The following is a 25,582-nucleotide window of genomic DNA, read 5'->3' as shown; positions in this document are numbered from 1 at the left end:
TCATTTGATGATTGTCTCGCTGCTCATTCCAAACGTGGCTTCCTTTGTGCTGTTTCAACTGTTTAATAACCCGCGTACACACAGCAGAGTCTATCTTGGCTTAGTTGAAAACAAAGGCGGTGTGAGCTGAAGTTTGCTATGGAAGTTTGCCAAAGAGAGAACTTTAATTATATAATTTTAAATTATATGACTTTCATTACCCGGGTCCTGAGTGGACGGAAAGGAACTCTCTTTGAGCAAAAACAAACGAAACAGTGCCGCGGCTCCCCAACAGAGCAAGCAGGAAAAGCGCAGGGCAGAACAGGAAAAGCAGAAGCAAAAAACGAGAATTCTGATCTTCAGCACGGTAGCAGCAGTTATCATTATCTTTGTCGCTCTAATCATGCTGATTCCAAAAGGGAACTCTGACTTTAATTACAGCGAGATGCACAGACTTGGAAAAGAGGATGCTCCAGTCAAAATTGTTGAATTCGGGGATTATAAATGTCCGGCGTGTTCAGACTTTACCGGTACCATCAAACCTCAGCTTGTTGAAAAATACGTAACTCCGGGCAAAGCGGCCTTTTACTTCGTAAATATGGCCTTTATCGGACCGGATTCCGAAACAGCGTCATTAGCAGCTTTATCTGTCTATCATCAGAACAGTGAAGCTTTCTGGACCTATTATGACGCAATCTATGCTAATCAGGGCGAGGAGAGCGAAGAGTGGGCGACCGCTGATTACCTGGTAAGCCTGGCGCAGAAAGAGAACCTGCCGATAGATTTTGACCTCTTGCGTAAAGACATTGAGGAACGCACCTATGAAAGTGAACTGCAGAGAGATATGAAGCTGGCCGAAGACAGCAAAGTGACCTCTACTCCTACTGTATTTGTTAATGGAGTCAAGGTAGACAAGGCCTTTGATATTGAAGCCATCGACTCGCAGGTGCAAATCGCCCTTGATTCGGCGGATGCCAAATGATGAAATTCTCTACCTTCTGCAGACGCCACTGCTTGTATCTGGCTTGGTTTGTTTCCGTAATTGCTGTAGCAGGAAGCTTGTATCTTAGTGAAGTGCTGCATTATGAACCCTGCAGGCTATGCTGGTTCCAGCGTATCTTTATGTATCCTCAGCTGATTCTGCTCGGAATTGCCACGTACCGGGGAGATAAACGCATCATTCCTTATGTGCTGCCTTTATGTCTGATAGGCGGGAGCATCTCTCTGTATCACTACGCAGAGCAGAAAATTCCTGCACTCAGTAAAATCTTGCCATGCACAATTGGTGTACCCTGCAATGAGGATTATTTGAACTTTTTAGGGTTCATTACGGTACCTCTGCTTGCGTTGATTGCTTTTGCTCTAATCGCAATTTTGCTCTGGACCGGGCGTAAGGAAGAGCCAGCAGAATAAGAAAAGGCTAAGCAGAATTTAGAGCATAAATATTTCCTTAATTTTTGTCACAATTAACATCCAAAATACTCAAAAATCACGGAACGCTGGGATAATGAAAGAGAATGAAAGATTCACTTATCCCCGATCTTAGATTTGAGCTTTTTGGATGTTTTTTCATTCTTTTTTCATTTTTTTCACCGCTTTACTGAAAAGCTATTGTAGACTATTATTAGTCCTTGTGAGAAGTTGAATATGCGCTGAATTTTCCGCAAGGAAAAACGGGGGAACCAAACTTGACGGTGACGTCAATGGGGTGAATCGGAAGCAGGTCAGTTTGACCGGAACCGTAGGGCTACCACAGCCCGAATCCGCCAGCTAACCTCGTAAGCAAGGGTGGGATAATGAGCATGCGTAAGCATGCGGATCATTTCCGTATGCTTATTTTTGTGCCTGCATTTATGAAACCTGCCAATGAAAACGGCGCGCGGTATTACCGTTTCAACTCAACAAAGAGAGGAACTGTTACTACAATGGTAAGCAAGGTAAAACGACTATTGATCGGGCGTCCGATGAAGTCGAACGAACTCGATCATGAAAAGTTATCCAAGGTGAAAGCACTGGCTGTTCTGTCTTCCGATGCACTCTCGTCTGTGGCCTACGGAACGGAGCAAATCCTGATTGTACTGGTGGCCGCGGGCTTCACCGCCATCTGGTATTCATTGCCGATTGCATTAGCCGTATTGGGCCTGCTGGCCATCCTTATTTTTTCCTATCGCCAGACCATCTTTGCCTATCCGCAAGGCGGCGGAGCGTATATCGTGGCAAAAAGCAATCTGGGCGTTCCTACCGGCCTCTTGGCTGGCGGCTCTTTATTGGTAGATTACATTCTTACGGTTGCAGTTAGTGCTTCGGCGGGAACGGATGCGATCACATCGGCCTTTCCGAGTCTTCATAACCATACTGTACTTATTGCAGTCTCCGTCATTCTGATCTTGACGATTATCAATCTCCGCGGGGTGACGGAGTCCGCTTCATTTATTGCCATCCCGGTGTATCTGTTCGTGTTTTCTATCTTTGTACTCATCATTGCCGGGGTGTACAAATATATTACAGGCGGCGCTCATGCCGAAATCCCGGAAATCGGTTCCGCCGTTTCTAACGTCAGCCTGTTCCTATTGCTCAAAGCCTTCAGTTCCGGTTGTTCGGCACTTACCGGGGTAGAAGCGGTATCGAATGCCATTCCGAACTTCAAAGCTCCCGCGGAAAAAAACGCCGCCAAAACCTTGATGCTGATGGGGGGCATCCTCGGATTGATGTTCACCGGCATTACGCTGCTGGCTTACTGGTATGGGATTACTCCGAATGAGAAATCCACCGTCGTGTCGCAAATTGCCGAATCTACGTTTGGCCGGGGTGGTTTGTACTTTTTCATTCAAGGGATAACGGCTGTCATCTTGTTCCTGGCGGCGAATACAGCTTACTCGGCGTTTCCGCTGCTCGCGTTCATGTTCGCCAAAGATAAATATTTGCCTCACGCCTTCATGGTCCGGGGAGACCGTCTGGGCTTCTCTAATGGTATAATTTTTCTCGGAGTATTGTCGGCTGTGCTTGTAGCTGCTTTCCACGGAAATACAGAAGGGTTGATTCCGCTGTATGCAGTCGGAGTATTTATCCCTTTTACGCTGTCGCAGCTTGGCATGATGGTGCACTGGTTCAAAACGAAGCCGAAAGGCTGGCAGAATAAATTTGTAGTTAATACAATCGGCATGCTGACTACCCTGACGATTACGCTTATCTTTATCATCACCAAGTTTTCCAGTGTGTGGATGGCCTTCATCTTCCTGCCGGTTGTCATGTTCGTATTCCACCGCATTCACCGTCATTATATGAATATAGCCGATCAGCTTCGCATTTGTCCTGCTACGGATAAACCGCTGATTAAAGGAAGTACCGTTGTTGTTCCGGTTGCGGGTGTGACACGCGCTGTGCTGCATTCGATCAGTTACGCGAAGTCGTTAACAGATAATGTGGTGGCAGTCTACGTTGGTTTTGATGAAGAGGAGATTCACAAGATGGAGCAGAAATGGGAGGAATGGAACCCGGGGGTACGCTTGATCGTGCTTCGTTCCCGTTACCGCAGCATTATCCGCCCACTGGTGAAATTTATCGATACCGTAGAGTGGAAGACCGCTACTACAGACCATATTACCGTATTGATTCCACAGTTCATTACCAAACATTGGTGGCAGGCGATCCTGCATAATCAGACCAGCCTGTTCATTCGCTCTTATCTGATGAATCAAAAAGATATAGTTGTAGCAACAGTGCCCTATCATTTGCACAAATAGGCAGATAAATATGGTTAGCAGAGGTTGTTTCCGTAGCTTACGGAGGCAACCTTTTTTTATAGAACGAATAATTTTGTTGACAGGGATAATGAGAATCAATATCATTTAAAAAGTAAGGCGAAGGCCTCGGACACCTTTGACCATTAATGCATGTAAATACAGGAGGGGTATTTAATGTTTTCGATGAACAATAAGAGATCAGGCAGCATGAAGCTGGCATTGATCGGATGTATGGCTATGACTTTGTTCTTGTCCGCTTGCGGCAATGGCAATAATGAGAATGCTGCAAATTCTGGAGCGGAAGCTACCGCTGCACCTACGGCTACGGCTACTGCTGAAGCAACGGCAGCGCCAACGAAAACAACTGCACCGGCTACAGAGAAAACGGTGACAGACGCCATGGGACATGAAGTCACGGTACCGGCTAATCCGCAGCGCGTACTTGCTTCTTATATGGAAGACTACCTGGTAACACTGGGTGTTACCCCGGTAGCGCAGTGGTCTGTGCCAAACGGAACCCAGGAATATCTGATTGCTGAGCTTAAAGATGTGCCAACCATCAGCTATGATCTTCCGCTGGAGGCTGTGACCAGCTTTGCACCGGATTTCCACATTGTGCAGTCTGAGTCCAGTGTGCAGAACGGTCTGTATGACCAGTTGAACAAAATCGCACCTACTTATGTCCTTGGTGACGAGATTAGCAAAGACTGGCGCAAATCGCTGCTCAAAATCGGTGAGCTCCTGAACAAGAGCACTGAAGCTGAACAAGCTATTGCAGACTACGATCAAAAAGCAGCAGATGCAAAAGCCAAAATCAGCAGCTCCATTGGTGATGAATCGGTCGCCATTCTGTGGATAGTGTCGAAGAGCTTCTTTATTGTAGATGAAACACGCAGCAGTGGTGCTGTATTGTACGGAGATCTGGGTTTGAAGCAACCTAACCTGGTTACTGAAATTCCTGCGGCATCCAGAGCGACCTGGAATCCGATCACTCTGGAGAAATTGGCTGAACTGACCGCAGATCATATCTTCCTGGTGAACAGTGACAAGACCGAGGCCTCTGACATTCTTAACGGAGCAATCTGGAAGGGTATCCCTGCGGTTAAGGCTGGAAATGTTCATGAACTTAGCGCTGACAGCAGCTGGCTGTACAGCGGAGCCACTGCCAACTCCAAAACTATTGATGATGTCTTGAGTTTTCTCGTGAAATAATCAGCCTTAATTGCGTGTAGAGCGAACTCTTCAGCGGTGGAGGGATGTGCAGGTTCTTGTATCTTGAGATACAATGACCTGCACCTTTTTTTAGGACTTTGACTTAATCGTTCACAGTGAAAGTGCGAGCTGTGAAAGCTTGTACATAATTCAGATATTTGCGATAATGAGAATGATAGTTGTTCTCATTGAAAACATTGAACTCATCCTATTAAGGGGAAGACTTATGGTGTCATCCACACGTTATATAACTAGCAATACAAATCCGTCAGGAGATCAACCGCTGAAGACAAGGCCTGTTGCTGCGGTAGTAATTTTGATTATCGGCCTTGCCGCTGTCGTCTTTGGTCTGGCACTTTCCGTTTCGGTGGGTGCCGCGGATATTAGACTGGCGACGGTATGGGAGGCAGTCTTCCGGTTTAATCCGGATCTGCAGCAGCATCAGATTATTCGGGAGCTGCGGATTCCCCGTGCTTTGGCTGGAGCGCTGGTTGGTGCTTGTTTCGCCGTCGCAGGAGCAATCATGCAGGGCATGACCCGCAATCCGCTGGCAGATTCCGGCTTACTGGGTCTGAATGCCGGTGCCGGCGCAGGATTGGCGTTAGCTTTTGCTTTTGCGCCATCTGCTTCTTTTCTCTACATCATGCTGTACTGCTTCATCGGCGCAGCAGCAGCAGCCATTCTAGTGTTCGGGATTGGCTCGCTCTCCCATAGCGGCTTAACCCCGCTGCGTCTGACCCTTGCCGGCGCCGCCGTAAGTGCTATGCTGCTGGCTTTGAGCCAGGGAATCGCGATTCTGTTTCATCTGTCACAGGATATTGCTTTCTGGATGGCAGGCGGGATCGGCGGGACCAATTGGACACAGCTTCGTATTTTGTTTCCTTGGATTGCGGCAGCTCTGATAGGATCTCTGCTGCTCTCCCGATCCATTACGCTCCTTAGTCTCGGACGCGATGTAGCGGCGGGACTTGGACAGCGGACCAGGCTAGTGCAAACAGCCGGGATTATTATTGTAGTGATTCTCGCCGGCTCCGCGGTTTCGACGGTTGGACCGATTGCTTTTGTGGGGCTGATTATCCCCCATATTACACGTTATCTGGTTGGCGTCGATTACCGCTGGATTATTCCCTGCTCTGCAGTACTCGGCAGTCTACTGATTGTATTTGCTGATATTGCGGCCAGAATGATTAACGCGCCTTATGAAACACCGCTAGGCGCTTTAATCGCAGTGATCGGCGTGCCGTTCTTTATTTACTTGGCGAGTAAACGGAAAGGGGGGCTGTCATGAGCAGGGCTCTGCACTCACCCACCGGGAAACAACGCCGTACCCGGGAAGCAGCCATATTGACTTCACTTGCGGTTCTTATAGTGGTCATCTTTATTGTCAGTATGAACACGGGGTTAATGCGATTATCACCGCTGGATGTTTTACACACAGTCCTTGGAGAGGGGACGCAGCAGCAAAAGCTGATTCTCTTTGATTTCCGGCTGCCGCGCATAGTGATCTCTCTGCTTGTCGGCGCAGGATTTGCGGTTTCCGGCTGCATTCTGCAAAGCTTGTCGCGCAATGCGCTGGCAGAGCCTTCCACACTGGGGATTAATGCCGGTGCCGGGTTTGCGGTGATTATCTTTATCTCATTTGTTCCGGCAACCTCGGCAGCTCCAATCTTTGTTCTTCCGCTGCTGGCGCTGGCCGGAGCAAGTCTTACGGCTGCACTTATTTATTTCCTGTCTTTCCGGCGCGAGGATGGCCTCTCGCCGACAAGAATGATACTTATCGGGATCGCTGTAGGTGCAGGCATCTATGCTTTCCAATTGATCCTGTCGTTAAGGCTGGATCCGCAGAATTATCAGTTTGTGGCGATCTGGATGGCCGGTAAAATCTGGGGCGGCGACTGGAGATTTGTGCTTGCGCTGACACCTTGGATAGCCATCTTGCTGCCATTTGCGTTCTACAAAGCCCGGGTGCTGAATGTACTTAACCTCGGGGACCAAACCTCGGCCGGGCTGGGCATGCCGGTGGAGAAGGAACGCATTCTGCTGCTGGCCGCCGCAGTCGCGCTGTCCGGCTCCTGTGTCGCCGTAAGCGGCGGCATAGGCTTTGTGGGGCTGATTGCGCCCCATCTCGCCCGCAGGCTCGTTGGACCGAAGCATCAGGTGCTGCTGCCCGCCTGTGCCTTAATCGGTGCGCTGCTGCTGCTTACCGCGGATACTATTGGCCGCTGGATTCTGCAGCCGGCTGAAATACCGACAGGTATTGTAGTTGCGCTGATCGGCGCTCCCTATTTCCTATATTTACTGGCCAAATCAAAAGCCTGATTAACTAAAGGAGCAAAATGCTCCATAAAACTAAGCGAATGCTTACGAAGTCAGTTTTATTGCGTCGTTAATCTTAAAGGAGCACATGCTCCATAAAACTTTCAAGGAGTGAAGATCATGTCGGAACGTTTGAATACAGAACAGCTGAGTATTGGTTATGCGGAGGCTACGATTGTTAAAGGGTTGAACCTGTCACTCCCAACAGGGAAGATTACAGCGCTGGTAGGAGCGAACGGCTCCGGGAAATCCACGATTCTCAAGACGATGGCACGGATTATGAAGCCTAAGAGCGGCAATGTCATGCTCGACGGCAAATCAATTCATACCCTATCTACTAAAGAAGTGGCTCGTCAACTGGCCATTCTGCCGCAAAACCCGACGGCTCCGGACGGACTGACTGTATCCGAACTGGTTGGATACGGGCGTTACCCGCATCAGAAGGGCTTCGGCACCATGACTCCTGAAGACCGGGCGATTATTGCCAATGCGATTTCTGTTACCGGGATGGAAGAGTTCCATGATCGTCCAATCGACCGCCTCTCCGGTGGACAGCGCCAGCGTGCCTGGATTGCCATGGCTCTGGCACAACAGACAGATATCCTGTTCCTTGACGAGCCGACCACGTTCCTTGACATGGCTCACCAGCTGGAAGTACTGCAGCTGCTGCAGAAGCTGAACCAGGAAGAGGGCCGCACGATCATTATGGTGGTGCATGATTTGAACCATGCCTCCCGTTACGCGCAGCATATGGTAGCGATCAAGTCGGGCACCGTAATCAGCGAAGGGAACCCGATGGAGGTTATGACACCAGATGTGCTTCGCAAAGTATTCGGAATCGAATGTGATATCGTTCCCGATCCGCGTACAGGTGTACCTTTATGCCTTCCTTACGAGCTTGCTGCTTATAAAGCTGTCGGCATGTAATTTACAAGTGAAGGATTAGCTGGGGGAATTAAGGAGGAAACGAAATGAATGAGGCACAGATAAAAGACATAGGCAGCAAATTTGATCTTTATCCATCTCCCCCAGACGAGGCGAGGTATTCATTTACAGCGCAGGATCTGATTAGTGTAGAGGGTATGAGAGCATTTATGGACTGCTACAGACCGCTGATGAAGGCGCTGGACGATAAGGCTGTGGCTGCATACTTCGGCGGCTGGTTCTCCAGCGTGGCGCTGGCAGTACAATATTCGGTCTCGTTATATTCCAATGTTCCGGTGATCAACTTATCTAATTTGCGCATTCATCTCATTCCGGCGAGCGGGTATTGCCGCGTTGCCTTCTCCTTGGATTCCTGGGTGATAGATCCAGCGCCTGCTGACGAACAGGGTCGGGTTACTTGGCGTAATAAAGTGTTCACAGAGTTCTACAGGAACACAGCAAGCCCGCTGCTGCATGCAATGTCTGCCGCCAGTGGTTTGAGACTGGGAGAGATCTGGGGACAGCTCCCCTCTAAGTTCAACTATTATATTGAAATGCTTGCAGCAGGTAGCAGCAATAAGGAATTTCTGATTCATGTGCAGGACGACTACAGTTGTCTAAGGAAAGGCCTGGCTGCAGAAGTGTTCCAGCTTCCCAGAAATCCATTTGAAGTTGAGGTGCGCAAGATCGAATCCCTTGCCGATCCAGAGCAGAGGGTACACATGCGTAACCGCTGCTGTCTGTATTACCGAACTGAAGGCGGAAGTGTCTGCTATACCTGCCCCCGTCTGAAAGAAGAGGAACGGGCCACACGTAGAGCCGAATACCGCATTCAAGCTGCGTCACCGCAGGTTTAGGATATAACTGTAAGAATTGTTTCATACTAAAAATTGCAGGCATACCGCAGCAGGCTCCCGTCATTGACAAGGGAGCCTGTTCGTTGTTAAAGTTGTGGTTGCCATAGTTCAATGTAAAGCTGGATCAACATAAACATTATAAAAGGTAAGATTTATTATTTTCATAGCGTAAAAGGAGCATGAAGGATGAATATCAGCGAAATTCAAGAGGATCTGCAGCAACTGGCTCCTGCCGGTACGGTAAAAAGCCATGAAGTGCTTAAGGATTATGTATTCACCCAAATGGGCGGCCGTGCAGATATACTGGCTGAACCTGCCACTTATGAGGAAATTCAAAATATTGTTACATATGCCCGGAAGAATGATATTCCTCTCACAGTACTGGGAAATGGTTCAAATGTAATTATCCGTGACGGTGGAATCCGCGGGATCGTCCTGCAGACCTCAGGCCTTAACGGTATGGGGATTCAAGGAGATCTTCTATACGCCCAGTGCGGTGCCAAGATCATTGATGTATCCAGGTATGCCCTGGAGCAGGAGCTGGCAGGTCTCGAGTTTGCCTGCGGCATCCCCGGAACAGTTGGTGGTGCTCTCTATATGAATGCTGGCGCTTATGGAGGGGAAGTTAAGGATGTGCTGCAAAGTGCGCTTGCTATCAATAAGGCAGGGCAGCTGGTCACCCTGCAAGGGGATGAGTTTCAGTGGGGATACAGACAAAGTGTCTTTGCGAGCGGTGAATATATCGTGCTGGAAGCCAGATTCGCACTGATTCCGGGGGATTCTGCTTTAATTAAAGCTTCCATGGATGAATTGACCTATCTGCGTGAATCCAAGCAGCCGTTGGAATATCCGTCATGCGGCAGTGTCTTTAAACGGCCGCCGGGCCGTTATGCCGGACAGCTGATTCAGGAAAGCGGGCTTCAGGGGACCCGGATTGGCGGTGCGGAAGTCTCACGTAAACATGCCGGATTTATTGTTAACGCAGATAATGCCACTGCGAGCGATTATATCGGACTCATTCAGCATGTGCGGGCTGCAGTGAAGGATAAATTCGGAGTCGAGCTGGAGACTGAAGTGGAAATTATCGGAGAAGAATAACTTCATTTCGTTGGCCGCGGGAGCAATTACCGCGGCCTTTCTTTGCATAGAGACATGTGCAGTGGGCTCTCAGTATTCTGATTAGCTTATGGAGAGAGCATACTTGGCTCTAGCTGTCTGGAGTTCCGCGTTACCTTCACCAAGATTATCCAAATGTAGTCCGCTGACGGCAATTTCATAGCTATGCTGTGGAAGCGGCACAAGTTCACCATCCGCATTCAGGGTATTGCCTGAGCCCCTTAAGATAAGCGCATCATCCAGATAATCATCGATCGTATCCTCAGCAGTGCGGTACTCTACGGTTTCCAATTGAAAGTGGACTGTATCGAGATCTTCAAGCTCCTGCTTTTTGATTACAATGGTTTTGTTTGCGTGAGCATCGAGCCAATCTATAAGCTTCTGTACCGTTTGATCCATACGTTGATCCCATCCTTATTTAAGAGATTATTAATTCTAAGTTACCCCTTTCGTTGAAATTGAATCCATATTTCTGAAACAGTTCCTTGGGATATTCTCAATTTCTACGAATAAGCTTGAAGGAAAGCAAACTTTAGGCAAAGGTGGGTAGGCCATTGATTCAGCTTACGGAGGTATCGAAATCGTTTCAGGAGAAGCGGGCGGTAGACCGGCTGTCTTTTTCAGTGGGGGAAGGGGAAGTATTTGGCTTTCTAGGCCCCAACGGGGCGGGGAAAACAACAACCATTCGGATGATGACCGGCCTGCTTCAGCCTAGTGAAGGACAAATATTAATTAATGGCATGAATATTTCACAACATAAAAAGAAGGTTCACGCTCAAATCGGGGTTGTCTTTGAGCTGCCAAATCTTTATGTACGCAGTTCGATCCGCGACAACCTTGAACTTTTTGCCGATTTGTACGGTGTGTCAAAGGGTCGGGTGGATGAAGTGATTGGCAGCCTGCAACTGGAGGAACGACAGAAATCCAAGGTTGGCAGCTTGTCCAAAGGCTGGAAACAGCGTGTGTTAATCGCCAGAAGCTTGCTGCACAGGCCCAAAGTACTGTTCATGGATGAACCGACAAGCGGATTGGATCCCAACTCGGCGGCGCTAATCAGGAAATACATAATGAGGATTAAGGATGAAGGAACCACGATTGTTATCACCACCCATGATATGCATGAGGCGGAAGAATTAAGCGACCGTGTAGGCATTATGCATGCAGGACGATTGGTGGCACTGGGTAACCCGCTGAGCTTGAAAAAGGCTTACGGAAAGGCAGAGATAGAAGCTGAATATTGGCAGGAGGATAAAGTGATGAGCACATCCTGGCCATTGGCAGATGAGATGACGAAAGACCACATTTATCAGCTTATGGCGAGCGGGAAGCTTATCAGCCTGCACAGCAAAGAAGCTTCTTTGGCTGACGTATTCGCCGCCCTGACGGGAAGTGAGCTGAGTTGAGTCAAGTGATGAAGCTGATCCGTCATGAATGCAAGGATTTGCTCTGCAACCCTTCTATAATTATCCTCGTGATGCTGCCGATTTTTATGTCCAAAATCATCATCTCGGTCATGGACAAAAACGGGATTAACTTTATGCTGCTGTCTACGTGGATTTTGTTCGCCCAGGTTATGGTAGGTATCATGATGACCGGTCCGGGTCTCATTGAAGAACGGGAAAGTAAAACCTTTGATGCGCTGCTTATATCACCGCTTGGCAGAGGACAGATTATCGTGGCGAAAGGTTTGACAGTTCTGCTGTTTTCTGTCTTGTCGCAAACAGTTGTATTTCTGCTCAATCAGGGATTTGCCTCAGAATTGCTGTTGGTATTTCCGTATATGCTGGCTGGAGGGATCCTTTTTGTAGAGGTTGGAATGATCATCGGATTGAAGATCGACTCTTCTAAGAATGGTTCTGCCGTCAGTTCTGCGGTCATGGTTATTTTTTTCCTGCTTGCTTCCGTATATCAGGCACTGCCGGACTGGACTTATCCGTTCTTCGCCGCTTTGCCAAGCATTGAAATCGTGGAAAATTTAAATCGTATTCTAAACGGTGACGGCCCGCTACTTTTCGAGAGTCTGCTGCTCCCGCTGTGGATGACCGTTCTGGCACTATGGATCTGGAGAACCGGCAAAGAGTAGTAATGGCAATTAGTCTGTTAGCAGGCAAATTCTTAAGGGTTGTCAATCTTCTGCCAATCATGTTATAGTTCAAGACGTTAATAAAAAGCTTAAGAAGAAGTCTGCGTGTACATCGCAGGAGAGGTTCGCAAACTCCCTCTATAAAAAACTAAGACATCTTGATGCATAGAAAGTCTCCGGTTGAAAGGGGCTTAAGGGAGTATAGGGAGATGCCTATACTTATTTCCTGCTATGCTGTGTAATTTCTTAGTAGGGCCATGTTTTCGAAATCTCGTTCTTCTTTCCGGTTCCGGCAGTAAGCCGGGGGAAAAGAGAGGGGTTTTTTGTCATGTCAGAAGGCAGATTGAAAGAGGAAATGCAAGAGGTCACCCTGCTGGGCAATCAAGGGACGCAGTACAAATTCGGTTATGATCCGGAAATTCTCGAGGTGTTTGACAACAAACATCCCGGCCGCGATTATTTTGTGAAGTTTAATTGCCCCGAGTTCACCAGCCTGTGCCCTGTAACCGGACAGCCGGATTTCGGTGTGATGTACATTTCGTACGTTCCGGAACAAAAGATGGTCGAGTCCAAGTCCCTGAAGCTCTATCTGTTCAGCTTCCGCAATCATGGTGACTTTCATGAAGACTGTGTCAACATTATTATGAATGACTTGATCTCGCTCATGGAGCCGCGTTACATCGAAGTATGGGGCAAATTCACCCCGCGCGGCGGAATATCCATTGATCCTTACTGCAACTGGGGGCGTCCGGGAACCAAATATGAGGCGATGGCCGAACACCGGCTGATTAATCATGACCTATATCCAGAAAAAGTGGATAACCGATGATCCCAGATCGTGGAGAGGAGAGAGTGTGAAATGAATAAAAAAGCGCTCGTCGTATTCAGCGGCGGACAAGACAGTACAACCTGCCTCGTATGGGCTATTCAGCACTTCGAGGAAGTTCAGGTCGTTACTTTTAACTATAACCAGCGCCATGCCGCTGAAATTGAGGTTGCGAAGGAAATTGCCGCCAAGTTCAATGTGAAGCAGCATATTCTTGATTTGGGCTTGCTGAATCAGCTGGCCCCCAATGCTTTGACCCGTGATGATATAGAAATTGTATCCGGTGAAGGGGATGAATTGCCCAGCACCTTTGTAGATGGCCGGAACCTGCTGTTCCTGTCCTTTGCGGCAATTCTGGCGAAGCAGCTGGGGTATGCCAATATAGTCACCGGCGTATGCCAGACCGATTTCAGCGGGTATCCAGACTGCCGCGATGTGTTTGTGAAATCATTGAATGTAACTCTCAATCTGTCCATGGATTATGAGTTTGTCATTCATACACCGCTAATGTGGCTGGATAAAAAAGAAACCTGGAAGATGGCCGACGAGCTGGGCCAGTTTGATTACATCCGTCAGCACACACTGACTTGCTACAACGGTATCATTGGCAGCGGCTGTGGTACCTGCCCGGCCTGTTTACTTCGTAAGCGTGGCCTTGAGCAATATGTGGCTGAGAGAAAGAAGGTCGGCTTATAATGCTGGGCGAAGTATCGGTCTGTAAAATATTCACTTTTGACGCTGCACATCAGCTGATTGGACATAAGGGAAAATGCAGCAATCTCCACGGCCACACCTACAAGCTTGAGGTGGTGCTGAAGGGCAAACCTTCCGTAGAGGCGGGGCATTCGGACGAAGGCTTCGTGATTGATTTCAGCGATATTAAAAGCACGGTACAGCAGAGTCTGGTCGACCGGCTGGATCACGCTTTTCTGGCGATGGGCAACGAGCCTGTGCTGGATACATTGACAAATACGGGATCGAAGGTAGCACTGCTCTCTTTCCGCACGACGGTGGAGAACATGGCATGTTATATAGCCTACAAGCTGAAGCAGGCGGCGTTGCCGCTATATTCCGTTAAGCTGTGGGAGACGCCCACTTCCTGGGCGGAGGTGCTGGCTGAGGACATTCCGGAGGATGGACCCTCCTACCGTATGCATGGGGGTTGTGACTGTGAGTAAGATTCCGGTGATAGAAATGTTCGGCCCAACCATCCAGGGGGAAGGCGCGGTTATCGGAGTGAAAACCATGTTCGTCCGTACCTATGGCTGTGACTATCGCTGCAGCTGGTGCGATTCCGCATTCACATGGGACGGTTCGGCCAAGGATAAGGTGCGGATGCTTACGCCAGAGGAAATTATGGCCGAGCTGCTCTCACTAGCCGGAAATAATTTCGACTGTGTAACCATCTCCGGTGGCAATCCTGCACTAATTGGCGAGGCGATGGGTACGTTCATCATGGGGTTGCACGAACGGGGCATTCAAGCAGCAATTGAAACGCAGGGCAGCCGCTGGCAGGAATGGTTCAACGATGTGGATGTGCTGACAATCAGCCCCAAGCCGCCAAGCTCTGGCATGAAGACAGATTGGGAGATCCTCGATGGTATTATGGGGAAGCTGCATGATAAAGGCAAAGCTGCCCACAGCCTGAAGGTGGTTGTCTTTAACGAAGGCGATTATGAATATGCCAAAGCAGTGCATAAACGATACCCTGAGGTACCACTTTTCCTGCAGCCGGGCAATGAAGATGTAACGGAGGAAGGTGACATTTCCGTACGTCTGCTGGGTAGACTGGAATGGCTGTTTAATCAGGTGATCGTCGATCCGGAGATGAACCGGGCGCGGGTACTCCCTCAGCTTCATGCACTCATCTGGCATAATAAACGAGGGAAATAATCAGGATTCGAACCGGACTTTTGCTATGCAGAGGCCCGGTTTTTTGTTGTACAAGAAATTATATAAAGAGATGACAATTTCATAATGTTTGAAGATGAATTTGTAAAATATCAAGGGGATTCTTCACATATTCTTCTGGTATAATTATTGAAAAATCAGGGAATAGCGAGGGAGCATACATGACAACAGCCTTATTAATTATCGATGTCCAAGAAGCCATGTTCTCTTATGATGTGAAGCTGCATGATGAAGGAGGCGTGATGGACCGGATTATATCACTATTGAATAAAGCCCGCTCCGCAGGGGTCCCGGTTGTTTATATCCAGCATACCGAGGATGAGGAATATACGAAGGGTTTGCCCACCTGGCAGATCAGCAGCCGAATTACGCCGAAGGAGGAAGACTCCATCGTCGAGAAGCCGACTTGGGATGCTTTTCACCGTACCCGGCTGCATGAGGAGCTGCAGCGTTTGGGTGTGACCGATCTTGTCATATGCGGGATGCAAAGCGAATTCTGTGTCGATACAACCACTAGACGGGCCTACAGCATGGGGTATTCCAGCGTACTGGTCCAGGATGCGCATAGCACTTTCGGCAATGCCAATTTTAGCGGTGAAGAGATTGTCAGACATCATAATTCAGTACTGGGCGGGAGATTCGCCGTGCTTCGGCCGGAGCGTGAGGTAGAATTCCAATGAATGCAGGGAAATCTGCGATGAAGCCAGTGCGCCGGTCCAGGTTGAGATTGTTCGCCGGCAAGCGATATTTTACCTGGAAAAGATACTGGACATGGTTTATCCGGCGCGGGAACAAGGCAACTAAACATCGGTCTGAGGCATTGCCCTATAAGGCAGCCGGGCATTCAACCCCGCTCCTGCGCAGACTGCGAAATGTGGACATGCAGCTACAGTACAATAAGATTGCAAATCTGCGTCTGGCCGTCGCCAGGCTGGATGGTCTGGTGATCTCTCCAGGAGAGACCTTCTCGTATTGGCAAACGATCGGCAAGCCAACCCGGCGCAAAGGTTACTTGGACGGAATGGTTCTATATTACGGTGGTTTTCGTTCCGGCACAGGAGGCGGATTATGCCAGCTGTCCAATCTGATCTACTGGATGACGCTGCACACCCCGCTGACCGTGACCGAGCGGCACCGCCACAGCTATGATGTATTTCCCGACGAACAGCGGACACAACCTTTCGGCAGCGGGGCTACTTGTGCATATAATTATTTGGATCTGCAGCTTCAGAACAATACAGACCGGACATATCAGTTGAAGCTGCACCTGGATGATACTCACCTGTACGGCGAATGGAGATGCGATGACAAGCAGCTTTATCATTATGAGGTATACGAGGCTGATCATGTTATCCGTCTGGAGCCATGGGGCGGTTATGTCCGCAGCAACAGCATCCGCCGCAGAGTATTTACGCGGAGCGGCGAGCTTGCAGGGGATGAAGCGGTAGCCGAAAATCATGCCCTGATGATGTACTCTCCGCTGCTGCATCCGCCCACAGAATTAACGGAAGGGCGATGAACCGATGAATCTTGACGGTGATTGGTACTGGAAGTCAGATGATGAAGTGGGAATGGGACGCTCAAGCAGACTGAAACGCAATATTAGGGTATGGGCTGTGTTACTTGCTGCTCTATTGGCAGCGGCTGCGCTTGCAGGCTGGCTGGTACTACAAGGAATATTCGATTTCTTTGAATATTTAGGCATCTAGGAAAGAGACTTCGGGGGGATAACGGATAAACACCGCGACTTTGGGGTTATAACATAGTATGTTGCTAGCCAATCAGCAGAGCGGAGCATGGCTACCAGGTGTTCGGAGACAAGGAAGAGGATTGTATCAATCAAATATACGAAGGCATGGGTTTCCGCCGCAGGCCGGGAGGCCATGCCTTTGATGTTTTTCAGGAAGCTGCAGCCTTTGTTGCGAATTTTCATGAAAAAAGCTGCATTTTTCCGGATTCTGCGGTAAATTTACATAAGTGACTTTTATCTGAGCCGAAAGGATGCCTGCCGTGACTTCAAAAAAACCGCCTGTTCCCATTCCGCTATTGATGCTGATTGGAATTGTGGCTATTTCTTTTTCTTCTATTTTTATAAAATGGTCATCCGCTCCGGTTTCGGTTCAGGGGATGTACCGGCTGCTGTTCACCTCTCTATTGATGCTGCCCTTTGCCCGGCCTTACAGCGGTGCCGCTTTTGCCCTGCGCCGGAAAGACTGGCTGCTGCTGGTTGTGTCCGGGGCGATGCTGGCTCTGCATTTTTTACTATGGATGGGTTCACTGAAATTCACCTCTGTAGCCAGCTCGACGATGATTATGGCACTGGAGCCGGTGTTTATTATGCTGGGAGCCTATTTGCTGTATAAAGAAAAAAACAGCATGTCCGCCATAGCGGGGCTTGCCATCGCGATCTTTGGAGTTGTATTTATTGGCTGGGGAGATATCGGCCTGTCCTCCGATAATTTAAAAGGTGATTTGCTGTCCATTGGCGGAACAGCAGCAGTTGCCGCTCATTTGCTGATCGGACAGAAGCTGGTAGCCCGCATGCCATCGTATTTGTATAGCCTGATTGTATTTATCGCAGCGGCTATTGTTTTTGCAATATACAATCTGCTGGCGGGCATTCCGTTCTTTGATTATCCGCCAAGGGAGTGGGGAATCTTCGTATTGCTGGCAATCGTCCCGACCGTATTCGGCCACATTTTGTTTAACTGGCTGCTGCAGTACGCTTCGGCGACTACCGTTTCGATGAATATTCTAGGAGAGCCGGTTGGCGCAAGTATTCTGGCCTTTCTGCTGCTTGGCGAACAGTTGACAATCCTCCAATGGGCCGGCGGTGTATTGGTAATGGGGGGGCTTGCAGTCTATTTGTATGCAGGACGAAGGAAAGCGGAGAAGAGAAGTGAGGCTCTGACCAGCATCTCCTAAAGCACACATTCTAACAGACAACTTATCAACCTAAAGGGGTATTTCACAGTATGAATGATCAAGACTTAGAGCAAGAACCGCAAGACAATCCGGGAGCTGCGCCTTCCAGTGAAGAACTCTGGAATGAGGATACCTATGCCGCATGGACCAGCAGATTTGGCACTCCGTCAGAGGCAGCAGCAAAGTTGTCTAAAGATCCAGTGTCCCGGCTGTTCCCGTTAAACGCTTATTTCGGTGAGGTTCGCGGGAAGAAGATGATGAATCTGATGGGCTCGAACGGCATGAAGGCGGTAGCCCTTGGGTTGCTGGGAGCTGAAGTGACTGTTGCCGATTTTTCGGAAGCCAACGCCCGGTACGCGGCGGAATTGGCGCAGGAAGCCGGAGTCGGGCTGTCCTATATCGTTTCGGATGTGCTGAAGCTGCCGGACGAAGTGCTGGACAGCACGTATGATATTGTTTTCGCTGAAATGGGGATTGTCCATTATTTCACCGACCTGACCCCGTTTATGGATACTGTCTGCCGTCTGCTGGCTCCGGGGGGAACCTTCGTGCTGCGCGACTTTCATCCGGTAACGACCAAGCTGATTTCTTCCAAAGGATCAACCGCTAAAGTACGGAAGCACAAGGTAAGCGGCGATTATTTCGATACGGCTATGGAAGAGAAAAAGGTGTCTTACTCGAAGTATTTGCCTGCTTCAGGCGGTCAGACAGGTGAGAAGCATAGTGTTGTTTATTGGCGGCGCTGGACTTTGGGGGAGATCGTTACGGCAGCCGCTGGTAGTGGTCTACTCATCCGAGAACTGGTGGAGGAGCCCAACCTGTCTTCTGAGGTTTACGACAAAGGAATTCCCAAGACGTTTACGCTGGTAGCAGAGAAACGTTGACTTTACGATGGAGTAGCTTTGGTGTCCTTTTAAGGACGGTGGGCGTTTCTGCGGAAAATCGAAAGATAGTTAATGTCATGAATAAATGAGAAAATGTACCTCACATAGAGCCGGTGGTCTGCTTTGAGCTGAATCAATCAGCCTGAGTGGAGCACCGGTTTATTTAATTCACATCATTAATTAATCATATAGTTAATGACATTAAATAAATACAATTAACTGTTATCATACCAACACGCTCTCAGCAGCAGCCATTTCCACAAACGCCTGCTGCAAGGGAGTTAAGGTATAATCCTTTCGCCAAGCCAGTACATAAGTCACAAGCCCGGGCGAAATCCCCGGGAGCGGAGCATAACTTAAACGGCCTAAGGCCGCCTCGTCTGCAACCCCTGCTTTGGAGAATAGTCCCACATTTCCGCCTTCACTAATCATCCTTTTAAAGGCCTCCGGCGAATTAACAACAGTATTATTCCATACACGCACATTGTTCAGCTGTGCCCATTGGTCGGCTGTTCCTCTCAGGCTGGAAGCGGGATCATGCTGAATCCATGGCTCTTGCGCCAATAGCTCCGGGGACAGCACTTTAATTTGAGCAAACGAATGACCGGGTGCAAATATAAGAACAACCTCATCCCGGGCAACCACCTGTGTATGAAAGGAGTCATCTCCGCCATCACTGTCTTGCAGTATCCCCAGTTGGATCTCCCGCCCCCTCAGCCGTTCGCGCACAAGGTGGTCCGATTGTATCGTAAGCGACACATCTATCCCCGGATGAAGATTGATAAATTGCGACATTATATTAGGAACAAAGTAAGTACCAGGCATATACCCGGCCTCAAGTGTAAGGCTTCCTGATGTGAGGGAGGAGAACTGTTTGACGCTCCGCTCCGCTTCTGCAGCGAGTGAAACTATACGAACTGCGTATTGAAAAAGCGCCCGTCCGGCATCGGTTAACAGCACACGCCCGCTGCGGTATTGAAAGAGGGAGGCTCCAAGCTCATTCTCAAGGCTTTTCATATGAAAGGAAACGGTAGGCTGCTTTAGGCCCATTTCGGCAGCGACATCCGTTACTTTTTTATATTTTTCAATCAGGACTACAATTTGCAGCTTCACAATATTCATGGATTTCCTCCGGTCTGGATGGCAATAAGTTAATAAAACATCTTCTTAATATAGATTATATCTATACTGTTATACATTTTCTATTAGAATTTTTATCTTTCTTTTTACAAACATAAGCTTTTTCTCTAACGAACGAGCTCTAGAATAGGAAGAGTCATAAGAGATACACACAGAGGAATGCTTCCAAAGTGAGTTTTGTAAGAAGCAGATTCAATGGGTCAGACACACACAAAACCTTTAGGAGGAACAAACAACAATGCAATTCAGAAAATCGTGGATCATGGCTTTGGCTTTAACCAGTGTAGTAGCACTTTCGGCATGCGGTAACGGAGGAAATAATGCGGCAACTAATAATGGGGGAACTAATGCAGCTGCGACAAATACACCTACAGAAAGCAGCGGCGCAAAATTAAGCGGATCGATTCTGGCTTCGGGCTCCACAGCGCTTCAGCCACTTGTTGAAATGGCAGCTGAAGGCTTTATGGATGCAAACGCAGGCGTTGATATTCAAGTACAAGGCGGAGGAAGCGGCACGGGCTTGACTCAGGTTGCTGAGAAGCAAGTAGATATCGGTAACTCCGATGTGTTCGCAGAAGAGAAGCTGAAGGATGCAGATGCAGAAAAAGCAAAATCACTCGTTGACCATCAAGTTGCGGTTGTAGCGATTGCAGCAGTAAGCAACCCGAAAGCTGGAGTAGACAGCCTGACTAAACAGCAGCTGGTTGACATTTTCACAGGAAAAATTAAGAACTGGAGTGAAGTTGGCGGAGCGGATCAAGCGATTCAAATTATCAACCGTCCAGCAAGCTCGGGTACACGCGCAACCTTTGAAAGCTTCGCACTTGGAACTAAAACAGAAGACCAAGAAGGATCGATTCAAGAAGACTCTTCCGGTACTGTTAAGAAAATGATCGGCGAAACTCCAGGGGCTATCGGATATCTGGCATTGTCTTACCTTGATGAAACTGTAAAAACGCTGAACTATGAAGGTGTTGAGCCTTCTGTAGACAATGTTATCTCCGGTAAATATCCGGTGTGGGCTTACGAGCACATGTACACAAATGGTGAGCCTGCTGAACATGTCAAAGCATTCCTTGACTACATCATGACAGATGAAGTGCAGAACGGCGATGTAGTAGAGCTTGGATATATCCCGGCTTCGAAAATGCAGGTTTCCCGTGATGTAGAAGGCAAAGTATCAACCAAGTAATTCCTGGCTGAAAAGCTTTACAGACTTCATCCATTAGAACTTCATGTGATTAGAGGCGGAATCCTTCTGCCTCTCTTTTCACTTTAGAAAGAGGGAGCAGCTTGAGTGTAAAACCTAAGAAATCCAAAATTGAAAAACATCATATCGAAGATTTTATCGGGCGTTCTTATATGTCCTTCTGTGTACTCCTATTGATAGTAATCATTGTATCGATGGTGTATTTTGTGGCGTCCAAAGGGATTGCTAACTTTACCAGCGGTGAAATTAAGCTTTCTGATTTCTTGTTCGGCAAAAAATGGTCCCCGGAAGGCGATAATCCCTCTTACGGAGCATTGCCTTTTATTACCGGCTCATTTCTGGTTACGCTGCTTGCGGCGCTTATCGCAAGTCCGCTCAGTATCTGCGCAGCCCTGTTCATGACTGAAATTGTGCCAGGCTGGGGGAAAAGGCTGCTGCAGCCGGTTATCGAACTGCTGTCAGGTATCCCATCAGTCGTTTATGGCTTTGTGGGTTTGAGCGTCATTGTGCCGTTTCTGCGTAATACCTTGCCAGGTCAGGGCATCGGGGTTGCTGCAGGCGCGCTTGTCCTATCGGTAATGATTTTGCCGACGATTACAAGCGTGGCTGCAGACGCGCTGGCTTCTTTGCCGCAAAACTTAAAAGAATCCTCCTTTGCGCTCGGTGCTACACGGTGGCAAACGATCTCCCGGGTGATTCTTCCGACTACATTCCCTGCAATTATGACGGGGGTAGTGCTGGGGATGGCCCGTGCTTTCGGTGAAGCCCTTGCTGTACAGATGGTAATCGGGAATGCACCTTTCGTGCCGCGGTCGCTTTTCGAATCGGCTTCAACCTTGACCAGCGTAATTACGCTTGGCATGGGGAACACAACGATGGGTTCAACGCACAATAATGCGCTGTGGAGTATGGCGCTGGTTCTTATGCTGATGACTTTTGCTTTTGTCCTCATCGTAAGAATGCTTGAAAGGAGAAATAAAATTTGAAGCCGAGAACAGCAGACAAGGTTGCCACTACCGTTATCGTCTTTTTCGCATTACTTATTGTAGCCATTCTGGTTGGATTGCTTGGATATATTCTGATCCGTGGCTTAAACCATATCAGTTGGGATTTCCTGACTTCCGCACCGCAAAAAATCCGCGCAGGCGGAGGTGTGGGTCCACAGTTGTTCAACTCACTGTTCCTGCTGGTGCTGACGCTGATCATAACTGTACCGCTGGGTCTTGGAGCGGGGATCTTTATGGCAGAGTATGCACGTCCAGGTAAACTTACGAACTTTATCCGCCTGATCGTAGAAGTCCTGTCTTCCTTCCCTTCCATTGTCGTAGGTTTGTTCGGTCTGTTATTGATCGTAAACACCTTCAATCTGGGGTTCTCCTTAATATCCGGTGCTCTCGCACTTACCGTATTTAATCTGCCGCTGATGGTGCGTATTACGGAGCAGGCGTTCCGTACAGTGCCCAAGCAGCAGAAAGAGGCAGGATTTGCCCTTGGATTATCCAAGTGGAAGATTGTTACCTCTGTACTGTTACCCGTGGCGCTGCCGACGATTATCACCGGTACGATCCTCTCCGCTGGCCGTGTCTTCGGTGAAGCGGCCGCTCTGATGTTCACGGCGGGCATGAGCAGCCCGCGTCTGGATTTCACCAACTGGAATCCGCTTAGTCAAACTTCACCGCTTAATCCTTTCCGTCCGGCTGAAACCCTGGCCGTTCACATCTGGAAAGTCAACAGCGAAGGGCTGGCGCCTGATGCCGTACAAATCGCAGCCGGAGCTTCGGCCGTGCTCGTTATTACAGTATTGATCTTCAATCTGGCCGCAAGATATTTCGGCAGATATATTTACCGCAAGCTGACTGCTTCCAAAAGAATGAACTAAAACTTTGATTATAGAAACATTTTAGGAGGAGTAAGAGATGGGAATAGCGGAACCTGTGGTGCGTGAATCATTTCAAACAGAGGACCTGAGCATATTTTACGGCACATATGAAGCAGTAAAGGGAATCAGTCTTCCATTTGGCCAGAATACTGTTACTGCACTTATTGGCCCGTCGGGCTGTGGTAAATCAACTTTCCTTCGTTCACTTAACCGTATGAATGATGACATCTCCGGTTCGACAACGAAAGGGAGCATCTGGATTGACGGCGTGGACATCAACGCTCACGGTACGGATGTGATCAAGCTGCGGCAAAAGATCGGCATGGTCTGGCAGAAACCGAATCCGTTCTATAAGTCGATTTATGACAATATTGCTTTTGGTCCAAAATACCACGGCATTAAAGGTAAGCAGGCACTGGACGAAATTGTGGAAAGCAGTCTGCGGCGTGCTGCATTATGGGACGAGGTTAAGGACCGCCTGAAGGATTCAGCGTTGGCGTTGTCCGGCGGACAGCAGCAGCGGTTATGTATCGCCCGTGCATTGTCGGTTAATCCGCAGATCCTGCTGCTGGATGAACCGGCATCGGCACTCGACCCTGTATCGACCGGTAAAGTGGAAGAGCTGATCAAGGAACTCAAGGAAGAGCTTCGCATCGTTATTGTTACGCATAATATGCAGCAAGCGGCGCGGATTTCGGATTTTACCGCATACTTTTACCTCGGTTCACTTGTGGAATACGACAAGACAGAGAAAGTCTTCAGCAATCCGGAGAATCAAATGACCCAGGAATATATCATGGGCCGTTTCGGCTGATCGAAAAGAGCTACAGGCACTGCCCGTTCGGGCGGTGCCTTTTTTGAAATATAAGGGTTATATGCTTCACGCTATAAATTATCCTTCTATTTCTCGCTGAAACGGATACCGTCCTTTTTAGGACGGCGAGGCCGTTTCGACTTGGCTGTACAGCAAACAAGCGCATTCACTCCAAGATACAGGATAGGCTTGACGAGTATGATCAGGACATTCCCCAGTTTGAAAAAGCATTTGGAATCATGTACAATCACTGAGAATGGTTATCACAACTTACTGCTGGAGGGAATCCTTATGAATCAGAACCAGTCTGCAGCTTACGGCAGCATTGCCGAAGTGATCAAGGAGCGCCGCTCCATTAAACAGTTTAAGCCTGAACCCCTGCCTGAAGGCCTGCTCGAGGAACTGCTGGATATCGCGGTGTGGGCGCCCAATCACGGACTGCGGCAGCCGTGGAGATTTATTGCTTTTCAGGGGGAAGGGGCGGAATTCCTTGGGGATGCTGCTTATTCATTCTTGAAGCGCGGGGCAGCTGATCCGGAATTTGCAGCCAAACGCAAAGAATATCTTTCATCGATTCCTTTAACCGTAATCGTCGTGATCCCTGAGGACCCGCGTCAAAGAGAGTGGGATGAGGATTTTGCCGCTGCATCCGCACTTGTGCAGAACTTCCAGCTGGCGGCATGGGAACGGGGAGTAGGTACGATTTGGAAGACGGATCCTTATATTTACGCTCCGGAGTTCCGCAGCAAGATTGGCGTGAAGCCGGGGGAGAAAGTGATTGCGATGATCCATGCCGGTTATCCGGAGATCATTCCCGCCAGCCGTCCACGCAAGGAAGCTGCTCAGCTGCTTACAGTTGTAGACAGCTATCCGGAGAGTGGAATTGTAGAATAAACAACCAAGCCGCTGTTAGGAACAAAAACTGGGCCAACTCTTATTGAAGCATCCTGCGGGATGCTTTTTTTCATGGGATTGAAATTAAAATGCAATATATATTGTACATAATGACGGTTATAGATTACAATGGAGCTGTAAGTGAAATTATTCTCCGGGAGGGCTCTGGTGAGTGAGAAGAACATCAAGCTGAAACTGTCGCGGATTCAGAAGGACCTGTCCCAGGAACAGCTGGCGGAAGCGGTGGGCGTGACGAGACAGACGATAGGACTGATTGAAGCGGGGAATTACAACCCGACGATCCGGTTATGTATTGCCATCTGCAAGGAACTGGGAACAACTTTGAACGATATATTTTGGGAGGAGTAGTTATGAAAGGTAAGGGGATCAAGGATGAGCGGATTCAAGGTGAAGTACATAAGTTGATGTCGCACGGCTTTACGATTGTGTTTGTGGGCATAGCGGCCAGTGTTTTTGTTAAAGTATTTGTTCTGCACTTGGATCTGAAGTATTGGCTGGACAGCTTCCTCATCCTGATGGCAGCTTGTTTCTATGTTACGCTCCGGAGCATGCGTGGTGGGCTATTCCTCCTGCCGAGCAAGGCCGGGGAAGTGAAGCGGCTCAAAAAAACCAATCTGATCAGTGGAGCTGCAGGTGCTCTGATATGGGCAATATTAATGATCAGCTATGACCTGCTGGGTAAGGACGAAGTTGATGTAGTTGCGAGTGTAATGAGCACATTGGTTGGCTCCGTGGTCTTTTTCTTCGGGATTACCTGGATACAATGGTTCATGATTAAACGCTCCAATCAAAATGCGGATAAACATCTGGAATAGACGGATGTAATGCTTGGGAAAGGGCCTCTTGCA

General features: G+C 48.7%; 29 protein-coding genes and 2 riboswitches. Of the genes, 27 read left to right on the top strand and 2 right to left on the bottom strand.

Going from position 1 to position 25,582, the window contains the following annotated elements:
• The first annotated feature begins 232 nt into the window (after positions 1-232).
• From MHI45_RS02560 to murB, 9 genes are all read left to right on the top strand, one after another.
• Positions 233-961 carry a DsbA family protein gene (locus MHI45_RS02560; protein WP_076111158.1) on the top strand — a complete coding sequence of 243 codons (729 nt, stop codon included), beginning with the start codon at positions 233-235 and terminating at the stop codon, positions 959-961.
• Positions 961-1,392 carry a disulfide oxidoreductase gene (locus MHI45_RS02555; protein WP_083675675.1) on the top strand — a complete coding sequence of 144 codons (432 nt, stop codon included), beginning with the start codon at positions 961-963 and terminating at the stop codon, positions 1,390-1,392. The genes MHI45_RS02560 and MHI45_RS02555 overlap by 1 nt, the downstream gene beginning before the upstream one ends.
• 227 nt (positions 1,393-1,619) lie before the next feature.
• A riboswitch (cyclic di-AMP (ydaO/yuaA leader) is annotated at positions 1,620-1,779 on the top strand.
• Positions 1,780-1,904: 125 nt separating this feature from the next.
• Positions 1,905-3,722, top strand: coding sequence for an APC family permease (locus MHI45_RS02550; RefSeq protein ID WP_076111173.1), 1,818 nt, complete (start codon positions 1,905-1,907; stop codon positions 3,720-3,722).
• Between the two features lie 174 nt (positions 3,723-3,896).
• Positions 3,897-4,934 carry an iron-hydroxamate ABC transporter substrate-binding protein gene (locus MHI45_RS02545; RefSeq protein ID WP_256718121.1) on the top strand — a complete coding sequence of 346 codons (1,038 nt, stop codon included), beginning with the start codon at positions 3,897-3,899 and terminating at the stop codon, positions 4,932-4,934.
• 226 nt (positions 4,935-5,160) lie between these two features.
• On the top strand, positions 5,161-6,222 hold the full coding sequence (locus MHI45_RS02540) for a FecCD family ABC transporter permease (protein ID WP_076111156.1): 1,062 nt from the start codon (positions 5,161-5,163) through the stop codon (positions 6,220-6,222).
• On the top strand, positions 6,219-7,253 hold the full coding sequence (locus tag MHI45_RS02535) for a FecCD family ABC transporter permease (RefSeq protein ID WP_076111155.1): 1,035 nt from the start codon (positions 6,219-6,221) through the stop codon (positions 7,251-7,253). The genes MHI45_RS02540 and MHI45_RS02535 overlap by 4 nt, the downstream gene beginning before the upstream one ends.
• A 117-nt stretch (positions 7,254-7,370) precedes the next feature.
• Complete coding sequence (locus tag MHI45_RS02530) at positions 7,371-8,177, top strand: ABC transporter ATP-binding protein (protein WP_038592689.1); 807 nt, start codon at positions 7,371-7,373, stop codon at positions 8,175-8,177.
• 44 nt (positions 8,178-8,221) lie between these two features.
• Positions 8,222-9,031: a (2Fe-2S)-binding protein gene (locus tag MHI45_RS02525; protein WP_076111154.1), complete on the top strand. Its 810-nt coding sequence runs from the start codon at positions 8,222-8,224 to the stop codon at positions 9,029-9,031.
• A gap of 186 nt (positions 9,032-9,217) precedes the next feature.
• Positions 9,218-10,129, top strand: coding sequence for a UDP-N-acetylmuramate dehydrogenase (murB, locus tag MHI45_RS02520; protein WP_076111153.1), 912 nt, complete (start codon positions 9,218-9,220; stop codon positions 10,127-10,129).
• Positions 10,130-10,210: 81 nt separating this feature from the next.
• Here murB and MHI45_RS02515 read toward each other — a convergent pair whose 3' ends face one another.
• A complete protein-coding gene (locus MHI45_RS02515; protein ID WP_076111152.1) occupies positions 10,211-10,546 on the bottom strand; it encodes a hypothetical protein in 336 nt (111 codons plus the stop codon).
• Positions 10,547-10,701: 155 nt separating this feature from the next.
• On the opposite strand from MHI45_RS02515, the gene MHI45_RS02510 reads away from it, so the two are divergent.
• From MHI45_RS02510 to MHI45_RS02460, 11 genes are all read left to right on the top strand, one after another.
• Positions 10,702-11,550, top strand: a complete 849-nt coding sequence (locus MHI45_RS02510; RefSeq protein WP_083675674.1) for an ABC transporter ATP-binding protein — start codon at positions 10,702-10,704, stop codon at positions 11,548-11,550.
• A 5-nt stretch (positions 11,551-11,555) separates the two neighbouring features.
• Positions 11,556-12,230, top strand: coding sequence for an ABC transporter permease (locus MHI45_RS02505; RefSeq protein ID WP_256718123.1), 675 nt, complete (start codon positions 11,556-11,558; stop codon positions 12,228-12,230).
• A gap of 114 nt (positions 12,231-12,344) precedes the next feature.
• A riboswitch (PreQ1 riboswitch) is annotated at positions 12,345-12,388 on the top strand.
• A 170-nt stretch (positions 12,389-12,558) separates the two neighbouring features.
• Positions 12,559-13,059 carry a preQ(1) synthase gene (queF, locus tag MHI45_RS02500; protein WP_038592676.1) on the top strand — a complete coding sequence of 167 codons (501 nt, stop codon included), beginning with the start codon at positions 12,559-12,561 and terminating at the stop codon, positions 13,057-13,059.
• A gap of 30 nt (positions 13,060-13,089) precedes the next feature.
• Positions 13,090-13,752, top strand: a complete 663-nt coding sequence (queC, locus tag MHI45_RS02495; protein WP_038592673.1) for a 7-cyano-7-deazaguanine synthase QueC — start codon at positions 13,090-13,092, stop codon at positions 13,750-13,752.
• Entirely contained in the window at positions 13,752-14,234 is a 483-nt protein-coding gene (locus MHI45_RS02490) for a 6-pyruvoyl trahydropterin synthase family protein (protein ID WP_076111149.1), read from the top strand. The genes queC and MHI45_RS02490 overlap by 1 nt, the downstream gene beginning before the upstream one ends.
• Complete coding sequence (queE, locus tag MHI45_RS02485; protein WP_256718120.1) at positions 14,227-14,949, top strand: 7-carboxy-7-deazaguanine synthase QueE; 723 nt, start codon at positions 14,227-14,229, stop codon at positions 14,947-14,949. The genes MHI45_RS02490 and queE overlap by 8 nt, the downstream gene beginning before the upstream one ends.
• 179 nt (positions 14,950-15,128) lie before the next feature.
• A complete protein-coding gene (locus MHI45_RS02480) occupies positions 15,129-15,647 on the top strand; it encodes a cysteine hydrolase family protein (RefSeq protein ID WP_076111147.1) in 519 nt (172 codons plus the stop codon).
• Positions 15,644-16,486, top strand: coding sequence for a VanW family protein (locus MHI45_RS02475; protein ID WP_076111146.1), 843 nt, complete (start codon positions 15,644-15,646; stop codon positions 16,484-16,486). Before MHI45_RS02480 ends, MHI45_RS02475 begins: the two co-directional genes overlap by 4 nt.
• Before the next feature lie 4 nt (positions 16,487-16,490).
• A complete protein-coding gene (locus MHI45_RS02470) occupies positions 16,491-16,676 on the top strand; it encodes a hypothetical protein (protein WP_076111145.1) in 186 nt (61 codons plus the stop codon).
• Between the two features lie 301 nt (positions 16,677-16,977).
• A complete protein-coding gene (locus MHI45_RS02465; protein WP_179091756.1) occupies positions 16,978-17,892 on the top strand; it encodes a DMT family transporter in 915 nt (304 codons plus the stop codon).
• A gap of 50 nt (positions 17,893-17,942) precedes the next feature.
• A complete protein-coding gene (locus MHI45_RS02460) occupies positions 17,943-18,776 on the top strand; it encodes a class I SAM-dependent methyltransferase (protein WP_076111143.1) in 834 nt (277 codons plus the stop codon).
• 225 nt (positions 18,777-19,001) lie between these two features.
• Here the strand turns inward: MHI45_RS02460 and MHI45_RS02455 are convergent, their stop codons facing one another.
• Positions 19,002-19,898, bottom strand: a complete 897-nt coding sequence (locus MHI45_RS02455; protein WP_076111142.1) for a LysR family transcriptional regulator — start codon at positions 19,896-19,898, stop codon at positions 19,002-19,004.
• A 256-nt stretch (positions 19,899-20,154) separates the two neighbouring features.
• Between MHI45_RS02455 and MHI45_RS02450 the strand changes: the two genes are divergently transcribed.
• The 7 genes from MHI45_RS02450 (at position 20,155) to MHI45_RS02420 (ending at position 25,549) form a co-directional block, all read left to right on the top strand.
• Positions 20,155-21,108 (top strand): phosphate ABC transporter substrate-binding protein PstS family protein, encoded by a 954-nt coding sequence (locus tag MHI45_RS02450; RefSeq protein ID WP_038592658.1) that lies wholly within the window; start codon positions 20,155-20,157, stop codon positions 21,106-21,108.
• 101 nt (positions 21,109-21,209) lie between these two features.
• The gene (pstC, locus tag MHI45_RS02445) at positions 21,210-22,112 is read left to right on the top strand and encodes a phosphate ABC transporter permease subunit PstC (protein WP_076111141.1); all 903 of its coding nucleotides are present in this window, start codon (positions 21,210-21,212) and stop codon (positions 22,110-22,112) included.
• Complete coding sequence (gene pstA, locus MHI45_RS02440) at positions 22,109-23,005, top strand: phosphate ABC transporter permease PstA (protein ID WP_038592653.1); 897 nt, start codon at positions 22,109-22,111, stop codon at positions 23,003-23,005. Before pstC ends, pstA begins: the two co-directional genes overlap by 4 nt.
• Before the next feature lie 37 nt (positions 23,006-23,042).
• On the top strand, positions 23,043-23,819 hold the full coding sequence (gene pstB, locus MHI45_RS02435; RefSeq protein WP_038592650.1) for a phosphate ABC transporter ATP-binding protein PstB: 777 nt from the start codon (positions 23,043-23,045) through the stop codon (positions 23,817-23,819).
• A gap of 291 nt (positions 23,820-24,110) precedes the next feature.
• Complete coding sequence (locus MHI45_RS02430) at positions 24,111-24,713, top strand: nitroreductase family protein (protein WP_076111140.1); 603 nt, start codon at positions 24,111-24,113, stop codon at positions 24,711-24,713.
• A gap of 168 nt (positions 24,714-24,881) precedes the next feature.
• Positions 24,882-25,082 carry a helix-turn-helix transcriptional regulator gene (locus tag MHI45_RS02425; RefSeq protein WP_076111139.1) on the top strand — a complete coding sequence of 67 codons (201 nt, stop codon included), beginning with the start codon at positions 24,882-24,884 and terminating at the stop codon, positions 25,080-25,082.
• Positions 25,083-25,084: 2 nt separating this feature from the next.
• Positions 25,085-25,549 (top strand): DUF6773 family protein, encoded by a 465-nt coding sequence (locus tag MHI45_RS02420; protein ID WP_076111138.1) that lies wholly within the window; start codon positions 25,085-25,087, stop codon positions 25,547-25,549.
• The last annotated feature ends 33 nt before the right edge of the window (positions 25,550-25,582 follow it).

Source organism: Paenibacillus sp. FSL H3-0321 (genome assembly GCF_038002865.1).
GTDB lineage: Bacteria > Bacillota > Bacilli > Paenibacillales > Paenibacillaceae > Paenibacillus_AQ.
Note: the sequence above shows the minus strand (reverse complement) of the source record. Positions and strands in the feature narration are given on the sequence as shown.